Genomic DNA, 16,809 nt, shown 5'->3' on the forward strand with positions numbered 1-16,809 from the left:
GCTTACCCGGCCAGGAAAACCGTATGCCCGCGTGGACGAATGGCCGCCGGGCAATTCATTGTGAAGTAGCCAAACTATGTCTGATACGAAAAATGAATTAGAAACCCTGCTGGAAAAAGCGGCGACTGAGCCCGCCCACCGTCCGGCATTTTTCAGCGCGCTGCTGGAGGCGACCGTCTGGGTACCCGGCAGTGCAGCCGATGGTGAGCAGATTGTCGAAGACAGCGCGCTGGATCTGCAGCACTGGGAAAAAGATGACGGCAGCTCGGTGATCCCGTTCTTTACCTCGCTGGAGGCGCTACAGCAGGCGGTGGAAGACGAACAGGCTTTCGTGATGATGCCGGCCCGTACGCTGATGGCGATGACGCTGGGCGAATCGCTGTTCCTCAACCCGAAGCTGCCGAGCGGCAAAGAGTTCACCCCGCGTGAAATCAGCCATCTGCTCGGGGAAGAGGGCAGCCCGCTCAGCACCCAGACGGTGCTGGAAGGGGGCGAAGCGCTGTTATTGTCTGAAGTCGCTGACCCGCCGGCGCAGATGGTCGATTCGCTGACCACGCTGTTCAAAACGCTGAAAACCGTCAAGCGGGCGTTCCTGTGCTCGATCAAAGAGCACGCCGACGCGCCCGCTAATCTGCTGATAGGTATTGAAGCGGAAGGGGATATCGAGTCCATTATTCAGACCACCGGCAGCGTGGCGACCGATACCCTGCCCGGCGATGAGCCGATCGATATTTGTCAGGTGGTGGAAGGCGAGAAGGGCATCAGCCACTTTATGATTGCCCATATCACACCGTTCTATGAAAAGCGCTGGGGCAGCTTCCTGCGCGATTTCAAACAAAACCGCATTATCTGACCGCGGGGGCGGCTGCCCCCGCTGTTTCTTTATGCTTCCAGTGTGAGGCCGAAAATCGGCTTTGCCAGGGTTAATGCAGCGCAGCAAAGATCCGCGGATAGGCTGACGCCATGTTATAGATAAGAAATCCCGTCACACACAGCGTGACAATGCCGTTGAAGAGCGCCATATCCCCACGCCATGCCCGACATCTCTCCTCGCCCAGCAAAGAACGTAGCGCTGCCACCAGCCCGCCGACCAGCATAAACGCCAGTAACACCCCTGCCATTTGCGCGATAACAATGTACCAGCCCAGCGGCGTATTCACGCCCCGGGCGCTCATCAGCGCGATCTGCGCCGGCAAAATCGTCTGAAACCCCAGAGTGAGTATCACGAGGAGGCGCAGGTCCGCCAGCTGAGCGTCGAACGTGCGGGCCAGACGTCGGGCGTCACGCAGGAGCAGCACCCCTGACGCCACCGCCGCGGCAACGCTGACGTGCTGGAGAATAAAAATATATAACGCCAGGGTCCCGGATCCGACCCGGGATAAAAAGAACAGATTGCAAAAGACGATAATCAGCAGGCCAAATTTTATGCCCCAGGCGCGGAGAACCTCGCCGGGCCAGCGCCGGCTTGACGCAGGGTTATGCATCATCCACGCGGCAAGGGTCGACTTACCGTAACCGGGCGCGAGCAGCACCATCAGAAAACCCAGCAGCGCCTGGTGACCATAGGTTATTAACGGGACCTCTTCCAGCGTGACCCCGAGAAAGCGGGTATAAACAGAAACCGGCACAGGCACCAGGCTTAACCATGTCCGGTTCCATTGCGGCCAAAAATAAAGAATGACTCCGCCCGCCAGCAGGCCAGCTATGCCTCCCAGCCAGGGACGGCGCGGTGAATCAGCAGAATGTGGGTTAGAGACTAATGCCATTTTCACTCCTTGTGGTGACATCAGATTGGGACGGACTGGATGCGCTATCAGTCCTGAGGAATTCCGTACCGGTGCTCTGCCTCCTCATCAGGGCAGGTACAAACCCTGCGGCAGCACAGAGTAACCGGTTTAGCGAGAAGCAGAAGGAGGGGAGAGGGAAAATCAGAAATTATTTAGTGACCGCGGGACGGGAGGCCCGCGGTCACGCCGTGTTTACGGAGCGGCAGAGGCCGGTTCAATCGGCAGATCGCTCCGCGCGCCCCATTCGCTCCAGGAGCCGTCGTACAGGCAGACGCCGTTCACGCCAAGCGTGGTGAGCGCCAGCACGACCACCGCCGCCGTCACCCCCGATCCGCAGCTGGCGATGATTGGCCGTTCAAAATCGACACCCTGACGTAAAAAGATGTCGTTCAGCTCGTCGACGGTTTTCAGTTCGCCGTTAATCACCAGCTCCGTCCATGGCACGTTAAGCGCGCCGGGGATATGCCCGCGACGCAGGCCCGGGCGCGGTTCGTCGGCCTGGCCGTTAAACCGGGCCGCCGGACGCGCATCGACAATCTGCGCCGACCCTTCATGGCTGACCAGCAGGACGTCGGTCAGGCGCTTAATTTGTTGGGGATCGAAACGCACGTCGAATTCCCCTTCGGCCACCTCGGGCACGCCTTGCTCCAGCGGCAGTTCGTCACGTCGCCAGCCCTCCAGCCCACCGGCCAGAATGGACACCTTCTCCACGCCAAAGGTGCGCAGCATCCACCAGGCGCGAGGCGCGGAAAACAGATTGCCTTCGTCATAAACCACCAGGTGCTTATCGCTGCAGACGCCCAGCTCGCGCATGGCGACGGCAAACGCCTCGGCGCGCGGCATCATATGCGGCAGCGGGCTGGTGTGATCGGACAGCGCCTCGATATCGAAAAACAGCGCGTTCGGCACGTGGCCGGCGCGGTATTCCGCGGCCATATCGCGCAGGGCCTCCTGCCCGGCGGGCGCCATACGGGCGTCGATAATCTGGATCTCCGGGTCATCAATATGTTCTGCCAGCCAGTCGGCGGCGACAAAAAACGAGGTGGACATGGGTGCCTCCGTTTTACAATTCATGACTGAATTGTCGGCGTTTTATCTCACGCTGACAAGTTAAGGACGTCAGAGTGGGGACGACGTCACGGCACTTTTCTGATTAATCGGCAGAAACCCGCGTCATCACTGTTGAGAAGTGCCGCCTTAACGCATAATAAAAAGTGATAATTTGCATCAGGCCCACCGGCCGAGGGGTTAGAAGGATGAAACCATTTCGTTTAGCGGCGCTGTCACTGGCGCTCCTTACCGCATTTTCATTAACCGGGTGTGATGACAGCGGTACGCCGCAGGCCACGGCCCCGGCGCCAGCTGCGGATAGCAACCCAGGCGCGACGGCAAAACCGGACCGCGCCCAGCTGGCGGCGCTGGCGGAAAAAAGCCAGGGCAAAGCGCTGACGCTGCTCGACGCCTCGGAGGTGCAACTGGATGGCGCCGCGACCCTGGTGCTGACGTTTTCCGTGCCGCTGCAGCCGGACCAGGATTTCTCCCGCAGCGTGCATCTGGTCGACAAGAAAAGCGGTAAGGTGGACGGTGCCTGGGAGCTGGCGCCGAATCTGAAAGAGCTGCGTCTGCGTCACCTTGAGCCAAAGCGCGAGCTGATTGTCTCGGTCGACCCGACGCTGACCGCCCTGAACAAGGCCACGCTCGACAAACCGTTCGAGAAGACCCTGACCACCCGCGATATCGCACCGAGCGTTGGTTTCGCCAGCCGCGGCTCGCTGCTGCCGGGCAACGTGGTCGCCGGGCTGCCGGTGATGGCGCTGAACGTTGATAATGTCGACGTTAACTTCTTCCGTATTAAGCCGGAATCACTCTCCGCGTTTGTCAGCCAGTGGGAATACCGCAACTCGTTAAGCAACTGGGAGTCTGATGAGCTGCTGAAGATGGCGGATCTGGTCTATACCGGCCGCTTCGATCTCAACCCGGCACGCAATACCCGCGAAAAGCTGCTGCTGCCGCTGAACGATATCAAGCCGCTCCAGCAGCCGGGCGTCTACGTGGCGGTGATGAACCCGGCGGGCCATTATAGCTACAGCAACGCGGCGACGCTGTTTACCCTCAGCGATATCGGCGTCTCGGCGCATCGCTACCACAACCGGCTGGACGTCTTTACCCAGAGCCTGGAAAACGGCGCCGCCCAGTCTGGTATCGACGTCCAGCTGCTCAACGCCAAAGGGCAGACCCTGGCGGAGGCGAAAAGCGACAGCCAGGGCCACGTTACTCTGCAAACCGATAAAGAAGCCGCGCTGCTGCTGGCGCGTAAAGAGGGGCAGACGACGCTGCTCGATCTCAAGTTGCCGGCGCTGGATCTGGCGGAATTCTCTATCGCAGGGGCGCCCGGCTTTAGCAAACAGTTCTTTATGTTTGGCCCGCGCGATCTCTATCGGCCGGGCGAAACGGTGATCCTCAATGCGCTGTTGCGCGATAGCGACGGCAAGCCGCTGGCGGAGCAGCCGGTGAAGCTGGAGGTGGTTCAGCCGGACGGCCAGGTGATCCGTTCGGTGATGAGCAAACCGGTGAATGGTCTGTACCAGTTCACTTATCCGCTTGACAGCGGCGCGGCTACCGGCATGTGGCACATTCGCGCCAGCACCGGCGATAACCAGCCGCGCGAGTGGGACTTCCACGTCGAAGACTTTATGCCGGAACGCATGGCCCTGAGCCTGACGCCGCAGGCCGCGCCAGTCGCGCCGGATGCCGAGGTCACCTTTGCCGTCAGCGGCGCTTATCTCTACGGCGCGCCGGCCAGCGGCAACCAGCTGCAGGGCAAGCTGTTCCTGCGCCCGCTGCGCGACGCCGTCGCTGCGCTGCCGGGCTTCCAGTTCGGCGATATTGCGGAAGAAAACCTCTCCCGTAGTCTGGATGAAGTCCAGCTGACGCTGGACGAAAAAGGCCATGGCGAAGTGACCACCTCAAGCCAGTGGCAGGATAGCCATTCGCCGCTGCAGGTGGTGTTGCAGGCGAGCCTGCTGGAATCCGGGGGGCGTCCGGTGACCCGTACCGTACAGCAGCCGATCTGGCCCGCCGGGGCGCTGCCGGGGATCCGCCCGCAATTTACGCTGAAGGACGTTTACGATTACCGCACCGATACCACCGTGAAGCAGCCGGTGGTCGATGAGAACAGTAACGCTGCGTTTGATATCGTCTATGCCGACGCCAAAGGCGAGAAAAAAGCGGTCTCGGGCCTGCAGGTACGGCTGATCCGCGAGCGCCGCGACTACTACTGGAACTGGTCCGATAGCGAAGGCTGGCAGTCGCAGTTCGATCAGAAAGATCTGCAGGAGGGCGAGGAGTCGCTGGATCTGCAGGCCGGACAAACCGGCAAAGTGAGCTTCCCGGTAGAGTGGGGCTCATATCGCCTGGAGGTGAAAGGGCCGGACGACGTGGTCAGCAGCGTGCGCTTCTGGGCCGGCTATAGCTGGCAGGATAACAGCGAAGGTACCGGCGCGGCGCGTCCTGATCGGGTCACCATGAAGCTGGATAAACCGAGTTATAAACCGGGCGACACCATCAAGCTGCACATCGCCGCCCCGGCGGCGGGTAAAGGCTACGCGATGGTGGAATCCAGCGAAGGGCCTCTGTGGTGGCAGGAAATTGACGTCCCGGCGGAGGGGATGGATTTGTCTATTCCGGTGGATAAAGCCTGGAACCGCCACGATCTCTACCTCAGCACGCTGGTGGTTCGCCCCGGCGATAAATCCCGCTCGGCGACGCCGAAACGCGCGGTCGGCCTGCTGCATCTGCCGCTGGGCGATGAAAACCGCCGCCTGACGCTGGCGCTGGAGGCCCCGGACAAAATGCGCCCCAACCAGCCGCTGACGGTGAAAGTGAAAGCCAGCGTCAAAGAGGGCGAGGCGCCGAAACAGGTCAACGTCCTGCTCTCGGCGGTGGATAGCGGGGTACTGAATATCACCGATTACGCTACCCCGGATCCGTGGAACGCCTTCTTTGGCCAGAAGCGTTACGGCGCAGATATCTATGACATCTACGGCCAGGTGATCGAAGGGCAGGGACGTGTGGCCAGCCTGCGCTTCGGCGGCGATGGCGACGAGTTAAAACGCGGCGGCAAACCGCCGGTCAACCACGTGACGATCGTCGCCCAGCAGGCGCAGCCGGTGGTATTGAACGATCAGGGCGAAGGCACGGTGACGTTACCCATTGGCGATTTTAACGGCGAGCTGCGGGTGATGGCCCAGGCGTGGACGGCGGATGACTTCGGCAGCAGCGAAGATAAAGTGGTGGTGGCCGCCCCGGTCATCGCCGAACTGAACACCCCGCGCTTCCTCGCCAGCGGCGATACCACACGGCTGGCGCTGGATCTCAGCAATCTGACCGATAAACCGCAAACCCTGCAGGTACATCTTACCGCCAGCGGGCTGGTGACCTTGACCGATGGCCAACTGCCACCGGTGCAACTGGCGCCGGGGGGGCGCAGCACGCTGTTTATACCGGTGAGCGCGCTGGCGGGATTCGGCGATGGTCAGGTCAATGCTACTATCAGCGGCCTGAGTCTGCCGGGAGAAACCTTCGCCCCGCTGCAGAAACAGTGGAGAATCGGCGTCCGTCCGGCGTTCCCGGCCCAGACTGTCAACAGCGGCGCGGTGCTACAGCCCGGCGAAAGCTGGCAGGCGCCGGCGGCGCAGAGCCAGGGGTTCGCCCCGCAAACGCTGCAGGGCCAACTGCTGCTCAGCGGGAAACCGCCGTTGAACCTCGCGCGCTATATCCGTGAGCTGAAAGCCTATCCTTACGGCTGCCTTGAGCAGACCGCCAGCGGCCTGTTCCCGTCGCTGTACACCAGCGCGGCGCAGCTAAAAGCGCTGGGCATCAGCGGCGATAGCGATGAAAAACGCCGCGCGGCAATCGATGTTGGTATCTCACGCCTGCTGCAGATGCAACTGGAAAACGGCGGCTTTGCGTTGTGGGATAAAGAGGGGCCGGAAGAGTACTGGCTGACCGCCTACGCCATGGACTTCCTCGTCCGCGCGGGCGAGCAGGGCTATAGCGTACCGGTCAACGCCATTAATAAAGGTAACGAACGCCTGCTGCGCTATCTGCAGGAGCCGGGGCTGATGACCGTGCGCTACAGCGATGACGCCCAGGCCAGCCGCTTTGCCGCCCAGGCATACGCCGCGCTGGTGCTGGCGCGTCAGCAAAAAGCCCCGCTCGGCGCATTGCGTGAAATCTGGAGCCGTCACGACCAGGCGCGATCCGGCTTGCCGCTGCTGCAGCTCGGCATTGCGCTGAAAACCATGGGCGATGCGCCGCGCGGCGATGAGGCCATGAAGCTGGCGGTTGCCACCCCGCGCCAGGATGAGAATCGTTGGCTGGGCGATTACGGTAGCCCGCTTCGCGATGACGCCCTGAAGCTGGCGCTGCTGGAAGAGAACAAGCTGCTGCCGGAGGTGCAAAACACGCTGTTGAGCACGCTGTCGGAAGAGGCCTACGGCCAGCGCTGGCTGTCGACCCAGGAAACCAACGCCCTGTTCCTTGCCGGACGTACGCTTGCCGACCTGCCGGGCAACTGGCAGGCGCAAACCTCGCTGCAGGCTGAGCCGCTGGCCGGCGACAAAGCGCAAACCCGTAACCTCGACGGCGATCGGCTGGCGACGCTGCAGGTGAGTAATACCGGCAGTCAGCCGCTGTGGCTGCGTCTCGACAGCAGCGGCTATCCGCAAAGCGCGCCACAGCCGGGCGGCAACGTGTTGGGGATTGAACGCGCTATTTTCGATACCCACGGCCAGCAGAAATCGCTGACCTCGTTGCGCAGCGGCGAACTGGTGCTGGTGAAGCTGGAGGTGACCGCCAAACGCAATGTGCCTGACGCGCTGGTGGTTGATCTGTTGCCTGCCGGTCTGGAGCTGGAAAACCAGAATCTGGCCAACAGCAGCGCCAGCCTGCAGGAGAATGGCGACGCGGTGCAAAATCTCCTTAACCAGATGCAGCAGGCGGATATTCAGCATATCGAGTTCCGTGACGACCGTTTCGTCGCCGCTGTCGCTGTCAATGAAGGCCAGCCGGTGACGCTGGTTTATCTGGCGCGGGCGGTGACGCCGGGTACTTATCAGGTCCCGCAGCCCCAGGTGGAATCGATGTATGTGCCGCAGTGGCGGGCGACCGGGGCGGCCAGCGGTCCGCTCACCGTGACGCCGTAAATGCGCGTATTGCCTCGGGTTAAACGCCGCTGGCGCTGGCTGGCGGCGTTTATTTTTCTGCTGTGGCTGGCGGTGCTGGCCGCCGATCGCCTGTGGCCGCTGCCGCTGCAGGACGTCACGCCTGCCCGCGTGGTGGTGGCGGAAGACGGCACGCCGCTCTGGCGCTTTGCCGATGCGCAGGGCGTCTGGCGTTATCCGGTGACTCTCGCCGACGTGTCGCCGCGCTATCTGCAGGCGCTCATCCAGTATGAAGACCGCTGGTTCTGGAAACATCCTGGGGTCAATCCCTTCGCGGTGCTGCGCGCCGCCTGGCAGGATTTAACCTCCGGGCGGGTCATTTCCGGCGGCAGCACGCTCACCATGCAGGTGGCGCGTCTGCTCGACCCTCATCCGCGCACCTTCGGCGGCAAGCTACGCCAGCTATGGCGGGCGCTGCAGCTGGAGTGGCATCTGTCAAAAAACGACATTCTTACCCTCTATCTGAACCGCGCGCCGTTTGGCGGCACCTTACAGGGGATCGGCGCGGCCAGCTGGGCTTATCTTGGCAAACCGCCCGCTCAGCTCAGCTACGGCGAGGCGGCGCTGCTGGCGGTGCTGCCCCAGGCGCCCAGTCGTTTGCGCCCGGACCGCTGGCCGCAGCGGGCCCAGGCGGCGCGCGATAAAGTCCTCACGCGTATGGTCAGCCAGGGCGTCTGGCCGCAACGGCCGGTACAGGAAGCGATGGAAGAACCTGTATGGCTATTCCCGCGGCAGATGCCGCAGCTGGCGCCGCTTTTTTCACGCCGGGCGCTGGCGACCAGTCGCGACGAAAAGGTGACGACAACGCTCGATGCCGGGCTCCAGCGGCAGCTTGAGGATCTGGCGCTGAACTGGAAATCGCGCCTGCCGCCGCGCAGCTCACTGGCGATTGTTGTCGTCGATCACACGGATATGAAAGTCCGCGGCTGGGTGGGATCGGCGGATATCACCGACGACAGCCGCTTCGGCCATATTGATATGGTCTCGGCGGTGCGTTCGCCGGGATCGGTGCTGAAACCCTTTGTCTACGCGATGGCGATGGATGACGGGCTGATCCATCCGGCGTCGTTATTACAGGATGTTCCACGACGCTTTAGCGATTATCGTCCCGGCAATTTTGACAGCGGATTTCATGGCCCGGTGAGCGTCAGCGAGGCGCTGGTGCGCTCCCTGAATCTGCCGGCGGTGCAGGTGCTTGAAGCCTACGGGCCCAAACGTTTCGCGGCGAATTTACGCAACGCCGGGCTGCCCCTGACGCTGCCCGCTGGCGCAGAGCCGAACCTGTCGCTGATCCTCGGTGGGGCCGGGGCACGGCTGGAAGATATCGTCGCGGCGTACAGCGCCTTTGCCCGTCACGGCAAGGCGGCGTGGCTGCGCCTGAAGCCCGACGACCCGCTGGTGGAAAGATCGCTGATGTCACCCGGCGCGGCGTGGATTGTCCGGCGCATTTTGGCCGGCGAAGCGCAACCGGTTCCCGATGCCTCACTGCCGCAAGTGGTGCCGCTGGCGTGGAAAACCGGTACCAGCTATGGCTATCGCGATGCGTGGGCGGTCGGCCTCAATGCGCGATATCTGATAGGTATCTGGACCGGACGGCCCGACGGTACGCCGGTGGTGGGCCAGTTTGGCTTCGCCAGCGCCGTGCCGCTGTTAAACCAGGCCAATAATCTGTTGCTGGCGCGCCAGGCGATGAGCCGCGGCGGGCTGCCGGTCGACCCGCGCCCGCAAACGGTGAGCCGCGGGGCTATTTGCTGGCCAGGCGGGCAGGATCTACCGGCCGGTGACAGCAACTGCCGCCGGCGCTTAGCCAGCTGGCTGCTGGATGCCAGCCAGCCACCGACGCTGCTGCTGCCCGGGCAGGAGGGCGTGCGCGGGATCCGCTTCCCGGTGTGGCGCAACGCAGCAGGGGAAAGGGTGGCCGCGGATTGTCCGGGTGCGACTGAAGTCGTTATTGATGTCTGGCCGCTGCCGCTGGAACCGTGGCTGCCGGCCAGGGAGCGCCGTCGCGCGCGTCTGGGGCCGGTATCGAAAGTGTGCCCACCGTTGCAAACTCAGAATGCCGCGCCGCTGGTGTTGTCAGGTATTCGCGAAGGGGCGTTAATAAAACGTCTGCCGGGCGAGGCGCGGGTGATGTTACCCGTGCAAACCAGCGGTGGAGAAGGGCGGCGCTGGTGGTTTATCAACGGCCAGCCGTTAGACGCCACCGGTGCGACAACCACGCTAACGCTGGATAAGCCTGGCGAGTGGCAGCTGGTGGTCATGGATGAGGCTGGGCAAACGGCGGCCGCCAGTTTCACCCTGCAATAACCAGGGTAAATTTGTTGTTGGCGGTTTGTGTTTCCAATACTCATCTTATTTTAACAAAATGTTACCTTCATCCGTAGGCATCGCCGACGTTGCTCATTATAATGCGCGCCAGGCCATACGATCGTATGCGCAACAACAGAACATTTAATTAGAGGTAATCATGGCTATTGAACGTACTTTTTCCATCATCAAACCAAACGCGGTGGCAAAAAACGTTATTGGCAGCATCTTTTCTCGCTTTGAAGCTGCAGGGTTCAAAATCGTCGGCACCAAAATGCTGCACCTGACCGTTGAACAGGCTCGCGGTTTCTATGCTGAGCACGAAGGTCGCCCGTTCTTCGACGGTCTGGTTGAGTTCATGACCTCCGGCCCGATCGTGGTTTCCGTTCTGGAAGGCGAAAACGCGGTACAGCGTCACCGTGACCTGCTGGGCGCCACCAACCCGGACAACGCCCTGGCCGGTACCCTGCGCGCTGACTACTCTGACAGCTTCACCGAGAACGGCACCCATGGTTCCGATTCTGTAGAATCCGCTGCTCGCGAAATCGCGTTCTTCTTTGCTGAAGGCGAGGTTTGCCCGCGCACTCGCTAATCCTCGTCGTCTTTTCGACCGTCGCGGCGTTGGCTGCGCGCGTTCACCCCGGTCACATAGTTATCTATGCTCCCGGGGATTCACTTGCTTGCCGCCTTGCGACAATCGAAAAGCCTTAGAGGATTGAGCAGTCAGTAACAGATTTTTTCATCATTGACTGCGCGCAGGCATGGCTTCCATGCGCCAGACTTTGTAGAATATAGCGCCCCTGGACGAGCAGTCGCTCTCCGGGGCGTTTCTTTTTCAACCCACCTGGGGCCATAACGTGTAATAACGAGGCCGGAAAACATTATGTCTGAACAAATTGTCACGCCTGATACCGCCGCTCTGACGGTGCCGAACAAAGATGCCAAAATCAACCTGCTGGATTTAAACCGTCAGCAGATGCGCGAGTTTTTTAAAAACATGGGCGAGAAGCCTTTCCGCGCCGATCAGGTGATGAAATGGATGTATCACTACTGCTGCGACGACTTTGATGAAATGACCGACATCAACAAAGTCCTGCGCGGCAAACTGAAAGAAGTCGCTGAGATCCGTGCCCCGGAAGTGGTGGAAGAGCAACGCTCAACCGACGGCACCATCAAATGGGCGATCGCCGTTGGCGATCAGCGCGTCGAGACCGTCTATATCCCGGAAGAAGACCGCGCCACCCTGTGCGTCTCTTCACAGGTAGGCTGCGCGCTGGAATGTAAATTCTGCTCCACCGCCCAGCAGGGCTTTAACCGCAACCTGCGGGTGTCCGAAATTATCGGCCAGGTCTGGCGCGCGGCGAAAATCGTCGGCGCGGTGAAGACCACCGGCGTGCGTCCGATCACCAACGTGGTAATGATGGGCATGGGCGAGCCGCTGCTGAACCTCAACAACGTCGTCCCGGCGATGGAAATCATGCTGGATGACTTCGGTTTTGGTCTCTCCAAACGTCGCGTCACCCTGTCGACGTCTGGCGTGGTGCCGGCGCTGGATAAGCTCGGCGATATGATCGACGTTGCGCTGGCGATTTCCCTGCACGCGCCGAACGACACCATTCGTGACGAAATCGTCCCGATCAACAAAAAATACAACATCGAGACCTTCCTCAACTCGGTGCGTGGTTATATTTCGAAGTCCAACGCCAACCAGGGCCGGGTGACCATCGAGTACGTCATGCTGGATCACGTCAACGACGGTACCGAGCATGCCCACGAGCTGGCGGCGCTGCTGAAAGACACCCCGTGCAAGATCAACCTGATCCCATGGAACCCCTTCCCGGGGGCGCCTTACGGTCGTAGCTCCAACAGCCGCATCGACCGTTTCTCCAAGGTCCTGATGGAATATGGATTTACGACCATCGTGCGTAAAACCCGCGGTGACGATATTGATGCCGCCTGCGGCCAGCTGGCGGGCGATGTTATTGACCGTACCAAGCGCACGCTGCGTAAGCGGATGCAGGGTGAAGCGATTGACGTAAAAGCGGTCTGACAAATGATGACCCGTGCAGCACAGGCGGCGCGGGTCATATTTATGACCAATAACCAGGCGAAATACGCTGATTCAGTTAATAATTACGGTGCGTTTTTGTCGACTTTGAGGCAGTATGTAGCGGCACAACAACCGCTTAGCATTCAATTTTGATTCGTCTCTGTGATCGCGCGCCTGACAGTCCTATACTGTGAGGCTGACGTACCACAGATGTCTCGCGGCGCCGGCGTTTTCCCGCGCTGAACTTTAAATTTCACGTACCAGTAGTTGTAGCGAATGAATACTGAAGCCACTCAAGATCATCAAGAAGCAAACACCACGGGCGCGCGTTTGCGTCACGCCCGCGAACAACTCGGACTTAGCCAGCAAGCGGTGGCCGAACGCTTATGCCTGAAGGTGTCCACGGTTCGTGATATTGAAGACGATAAGGCACCTGCCGACCTCGCCTCCACCTTCCTGCGCGGTTACATCCGCTCCTACGCTCGCCTCGTACATATCCCTGAAGAAGAACTGCTGCCGATGATGGCCAAGCAAGCGCCTATCCGTGCGGCAAAGGTCGCGCCAATGCAGAGCTTCTCTTTAGGCAAGCGTCGCAAAAAGCGCGATGGCTGGCTGATGAGCTTTACCTGGCTGGTGCTGTTTGTGGTTATCGGCCTGAGCGGTGCCTGGTGGTGGCAAGACCATAAGGCGCAGCAGGAAGAGATCTCGACCATGGCCGATCAGTCTTCCGCTGAGCTGAACGGCGGTGACGCCAACAGCCAGAACGTGCCGCTGGATACCAGCGCACCGGTAGACTCAGGCACCGATAGCGCCGCGAACAGCGCGCCAACCGATACCGCCAGCACACCGACCACCAGCGCCCCGGCTCAGACGCCAGCGGACAATAACGCGGTCGTGGCACCTTCTCAGGCTAATGTCGATACCGCCGGAACGGCCCCGACGACCCCGGCAACGCCGGCCTCGCCGTTACCGACCGATCAGGCGAACGTCACGACCCCTGCGGCGTCGGCACAGGATCTGGTGATGAACTTTTCCGCCGACTGCTGGCTGGAAGTGAGCGATGCCACCGGTAAAAAACTGTTCAGCGGCCTGCAGCGTAAAGGCGGCAACCTGAACCTGAGCGGTCAGGCGCCGTATAAACTGAAAATTGGCGCCCCGGCAGCGGTACAGATCCAGTTCCTCGGCAAGCCAGTCGATTTGAGTCGTTTTATCAGAACTAACCAGGTTGCGCGTCTGACCCTCAATGCCGAACAATCACCGGCGCAGTAACAGACGGGTAACGCGGGAGATTTTTCATGCATAACCAGGCTCCGATTCAACGTAGAAAATCTAAACGTATTTACGTTGGTAATGTGCCAATTGGCGATGGGGCCCCCATCGCCGTCCAGTCAATGACCAATACGCGTACCACCGATGTGGCCGCGACGGTAAGCCAAATCAAAGCGTTAGAGCGCGTCGGCGCGGACATCGTCCGCGTCTCTGTTCCGACGATGGATGCCGCCGAAGCGTTCAAACTGATCAAACAGCAGGTCAACGTCCCGCTGGTCGCCGATATCCATTTTGACTACCGTATCGCGCTGAAAGTCGCCGAATACGGTGTTGACTGCCTGCGTATCAACCCGGGCAACATCGGCAACGAAGAGCGCATTCGCACGGTTGTGGACTGCGCACGCGATAAAAACATTCCTATCCGCATCGGCGTCAACGCCGGCTCGCTGGAAAAAGATCTGCAGGAAAAATATGGCGAGCCGACGCCGCAGGCGCTGCTCGAATCGGCTATGCGCCACGTCGATCATCTCGATCGCCTCAACTTCGATCAGTTTAAAGTCAGCGTTAAAGCCTCCGACGTCTTCCTGGCGGTAGAGTCTTATCGCCTGCTGGCGAAACAGATCGATCAGCCGCTGCATCTCGGGATCACCGAAGCGGGTGGGGCACGCAGCGGCGCGGTGAAGTCCGCGATCGGCCTGGGCCTGCTGTTATCCGAGGGGATCGGCGATACGCTGCGCGTCTCGCTGGCGGCGGATCCGGTGGAAGAGATCAAGGTCGGCTTCGATATCCTCAAGTCCCTGCGCATTCGTGCTCGCGGCATTAACTTCATTGCCTGCCCAACCTGCTCGCGTCAGGAGTTTGACGTTATCGGTACGGTCAACGCCCTGGAGCAGCGTCTGGAAGATATCATCACCCCGATGGATGTTTCGATCATCGGCTGCGTGGTGAATGGTCCGGGCGAAGCGCTGGTCTCCACCCTCGGCGTGACCGGCGGCAACAAGAAAAGCGGCCTTTATGAAGACGGCGTGCGTAAAGATCGACTGGACAACGACGACATGATCGACCAGCTGGAAGCGCGTATTCGTGCCAAAGCCTCGATGCTCGATGAAGCCCGTCGTATTGACGTTCAACAGCTTGAAGCAAAATAACGTGTTGGGAAGCGATACGCTTCCCGTGTATGATTGAACCTGCGGGCGCAAGGCGCCGGGGTTCATTTTTGTATATATAAAGAGAATAAACGTGGCAAAGAACATTCAAGCCATCCGTGGCATGAACGATTATCTGCCGGGCGAAACCGCTCTCTGGCAGCGCATTGAAGGCTCACTGAAGCAGGTGCTCGGTAGCTACGGTTACAGCGAAATCCGTTTGCCGATTGTAGAGCAGACCCCGTTATTCAAACGCGCGATCGGCGAAGTGACCGACGTGGTTGAAAAAGAGATGTACACCTTTGAGGACCGCAACGGCGACAGCCTGACGCTGCGTCCGGAAGGGACGGCGGGCTGCGTACGTGCCGGCATCGAACATGGTCTGCTGTACAATCAAGAACAGCGTCTGTGGTACGTCGGGCCAATGTTCCGCCACGAGCGTCCGCAGAAAGGTCGCTACCGCCAGTTCCATCAGATTGGCGCCGAAGTGTTTGGCCTGCAGGGCCCGGACATCGATGCCGAGCTGATTATGCTGACCGCGCGCTGGTGGCGTGAGCTGGGCATCTCCGATCACGTCAGCCTTGAGCTGAACTCCATCGGTTCGCTGGAAGCGCGTGCCAACTACCGCGACGCGCTGGTCGCTTACCTGGAGCAGTTTACCGATAAACTGGATGAAGACAGCAAACGCCGGATGTACACCAACCCGCTGCGGGTGCTGGACTCCAAGAACCCGGACGTGCAGGCGCTGCTGAACGACGCGCCGGCGCTCGGCGACTACCTTGACGAAGAGTCGAAAGCCCACTTTGCCGGCCTGTGCGCGCTGCTCGACGATGCCGGGATCCGCTACACCGTCAACCAGCGTCTGGTACGCGGCCTCGACTACTATAACCGTACCGTGTTCGAGTGGGTAACCACCAGCCTCGGTTCCCAGGGCACCGTCTGCGCCGGCGGTCGTTACGACGGCCTGGTTGAGCAGCTGGGCGGTCGTGCCACCCCGGGCGTGGGCTTTGCTATGGGGCTGGAACGTCTTGTTTTACTGGTCCAGGCAGTGAATCCGGAATTTAAAGCCGATCCTGTTGTCGATATATACCTGGTAGCCTCCGGGACCGATACTCAGTCTGCTGCAATGCGTCTGGCTGAGCAGGTTCGCGATGCGCTGCCCGGCGTCAAGCTGATGACCAACCACGGCGGCGGCAACTTTAAGAAGCAGTTTGCCCGCGCCGATAAGTGGGGCGCCCGTATCGCCCTGGTGGTCGGTGAGTCAGAGATCGCTGACGGAAACGTGGTAGTGAAGGATTTACGCTCAGGTGAGCAAACTACCGTAACGCAGGAGAGCGTTGCCGCGCATTTGCGCACACTTCTGGGTTAATCTCCCGGGAATTATTAGTCAGGAGAAGGACTGCGTGGAAACTTTTAACAACGAGAACGATCAGGTCGATGCGCTGAAGCGCTTCTTTGCCGAAAACGGCAAAGCGCTGGCGGTCGGGGTGATTTTAGGGATTGGCGCGCTGGTTGGCTGGCGCTACTGGACCTCCCATCAGCAGGATACGGCCAGAGACGCGTCTCTGGCTTACGAACAGGCGACTTCCGCGCTGAAATCGAATACGCCAGAAGTACTGTCAGGGGCGGAGAAATTCGCGGCTGACAATAAAAATACCTACGGCGCCTTCGCCTCCCTCGAGCTGGCACAGCATTTTGTTGAACAGAACGATCTGCCTAACGCTGAAAAGCAGCTGCAGCAGGGGCTGGCGGCCGCGTCTGATGATAACCTGAAATCGGTTATCAGCATGCGTCTTGCCCGCGTTCAGCTGCAGATGAAACAGGCTGATGCGGCGCTGAAAACCCTCGACAGCATCAAAGGTGAGGGCTGGACCGCCATTGTGGCCGATTTGCGCGGCGAAATTCTGTTGAGCAAAGGCGATAAGCAAGGGGCCCGTGCGGCGTGGGAAGCTGGCGTGAAAAGCGATGCTTCTCCTGCGCTCAGCGAAATGATGCGTATGAAAATGAATAATTTGTCCATCTGAGAG

General features: G+C 60.3%; 11 protein-coding genes. 9 read left to right on the forward strand and 2 right to left on the reverse strand.

All coding sequences use genetic code 11. From position 1 onward, the window contains the following. Positions 1–76 precede the first annotated feature (76 nt). Positions 77–853 (forward strand): enhanced serine sensitivity protein SseB, encoded by a 777-nt coding sequence (gene sseB / locus DTA24_RS06910; protein WP_008803795.1) that lies wholly within the window; start codon positions 77–79, stop codon positions 851–853. A gap of 70 nt (positions 854–923) precedes the next feature. Here the strand turns inward: sseB and DTA24_RS06915 are convergent, their stop codons facing one another. Further along, positions 924–1,766, reverse strand: coding sequence for a hypothetical protein (locus DTA24_RS06915; RefSeq protein ID WP_008803796.1), 843 nt, complete (start codon positions 1,764–1,766; stop codon positions 924–926). Between the two features lie 213 nt (positions 1,767–1,979). Continuing rightward, on the reverse strand, positions 1,980–2,837 hold the full coding sequence (gene sseA / locus DTA24_RS06920) for a 3-mercaptopyruvate sulfurtransferase (RefSeq protein WP_012967442.1): 858 nt from the start codon (positions 2,835–2,837) through the stop codon (positions 1,980–1,982). 206 nt (positions 2,838–3,043) lie between these two features. Between sseA and DTA24_RS06925 the strand changes: the two genes are divergently transcribed. The 8 genes from DTA24_RS06925 (at position 3,044) to DTA24_RS06960 (ending at position 16,806) form a co-directional block, all read left to right on the forward strand. Continuing rightward, on the forward strand, positions 3,044–7,993 hold the full coding sequence (locus tag DTA24_RS06925; protein WP_123836608.1) for an alpha-2-macroglobulin family protein: 4,950 nt from the start codon (positions 3,044–3,046) through the stop codon (positions 7,991–7,993). After that, complete coding sequence (gene pbpC, locus DTA24_RS06930) at positions 7,994–10,318, forward strand: peptidoglycan glycosyltransferase PbpC (RefSeq protein WP_123836609.1); 2,325 nt, start codon at positions 7,994–7,996, stop codon at positions 10,316–10,318. A gap of 160 nt (positions 10,319–10,478) precedes the next feature. Continuing rightward, positions 10,479–10,910 carry a nucleoside-diphosphate kinase gene (gene ndk, locus DTA24_RS06935; RefSeq protein ID WP_123836610.1) on the forward strand — a complete coding sequence of 144 codons (432 nt, stop codon included), beginning with the start codon at positions 10,479–10,481 and terminating at the stop codon, positions 10,908–10,910. A gap of 291 nt (positions 10,911–11,201) precedes the next feature. Beyond that, complete coding sequence (locus DTA24_RS06940; protein ID WP_008803802.1) at positions 11,202–12,368, forward strand: bifunctional tRNA (adenosine(37)-C2)-methyltransferase TrmG/ribosomal RNA large subunit methyltransferase RlmN; 1,167 nt, start codon at positions 11,202–11,204, stop codon at positions 12,366–12,368. A 276-nt stretch (positions 12,369–12,644) separates the two neighbouring features. Beyond that, positions 12,645–13,637, forward strand: coding sequence for a cytoskeleton protein RodZ (gene rodZ, locus DTA24_RS06945; RefSeq protein WP_008803804.1), 993 nt, complete (start codon positions 12,645–12,647; stop codon positions 13,635–13,637). 26 nt (positions 13,638–13,663) lie between these two features. After that, a complete protein-coding gene (gene ispG / locus DTA24_RS06950) occupies positions 13,664–14,785 on the forward strand; it encodes a flavodoxin-dependent (E)-4-hydroxy-3-methylbut-2-enyl-diphosphate synthase (protein WP_008803805.1) in 1,122 nt (373 codons plus the stop codon). 91 nt (positions 14,786–14,876) lie between these two features. Continuing rightward, a complete protein-coding gene (gene hisS, locus DTA24_RS06955; RefSeq protein WP_012540880.1) occupies positions 14,877–16,151 on the forward strand; it encodes a histidine--tRNA ligase in 1,275 nt (424 codons plus the stop codon). Positions 16,152–16,185: 34 nt separating this feature from the next. After that, positions 16,186–16,806, forward strand: coding sequence for a YfgM family protein (locus DTA24_RS06960; RefSeq protein WP_004201892.1), 621 nt, complete (start codon positions 16,186–16,188; stop codon positions 16,804–16,806). Positions 16,807–16,809: the final 3 nt, after the last annotated feature.

The organism is Klebsiella sp. P1CD1 (assembly GCF_003790505.1).
Lineage (GTDB): Bacteria > Pseudomonadota > Gammaproteobacteria > Enterobacterales > Enterobacteriaceae > Klebsiella > Klebsiella variicola.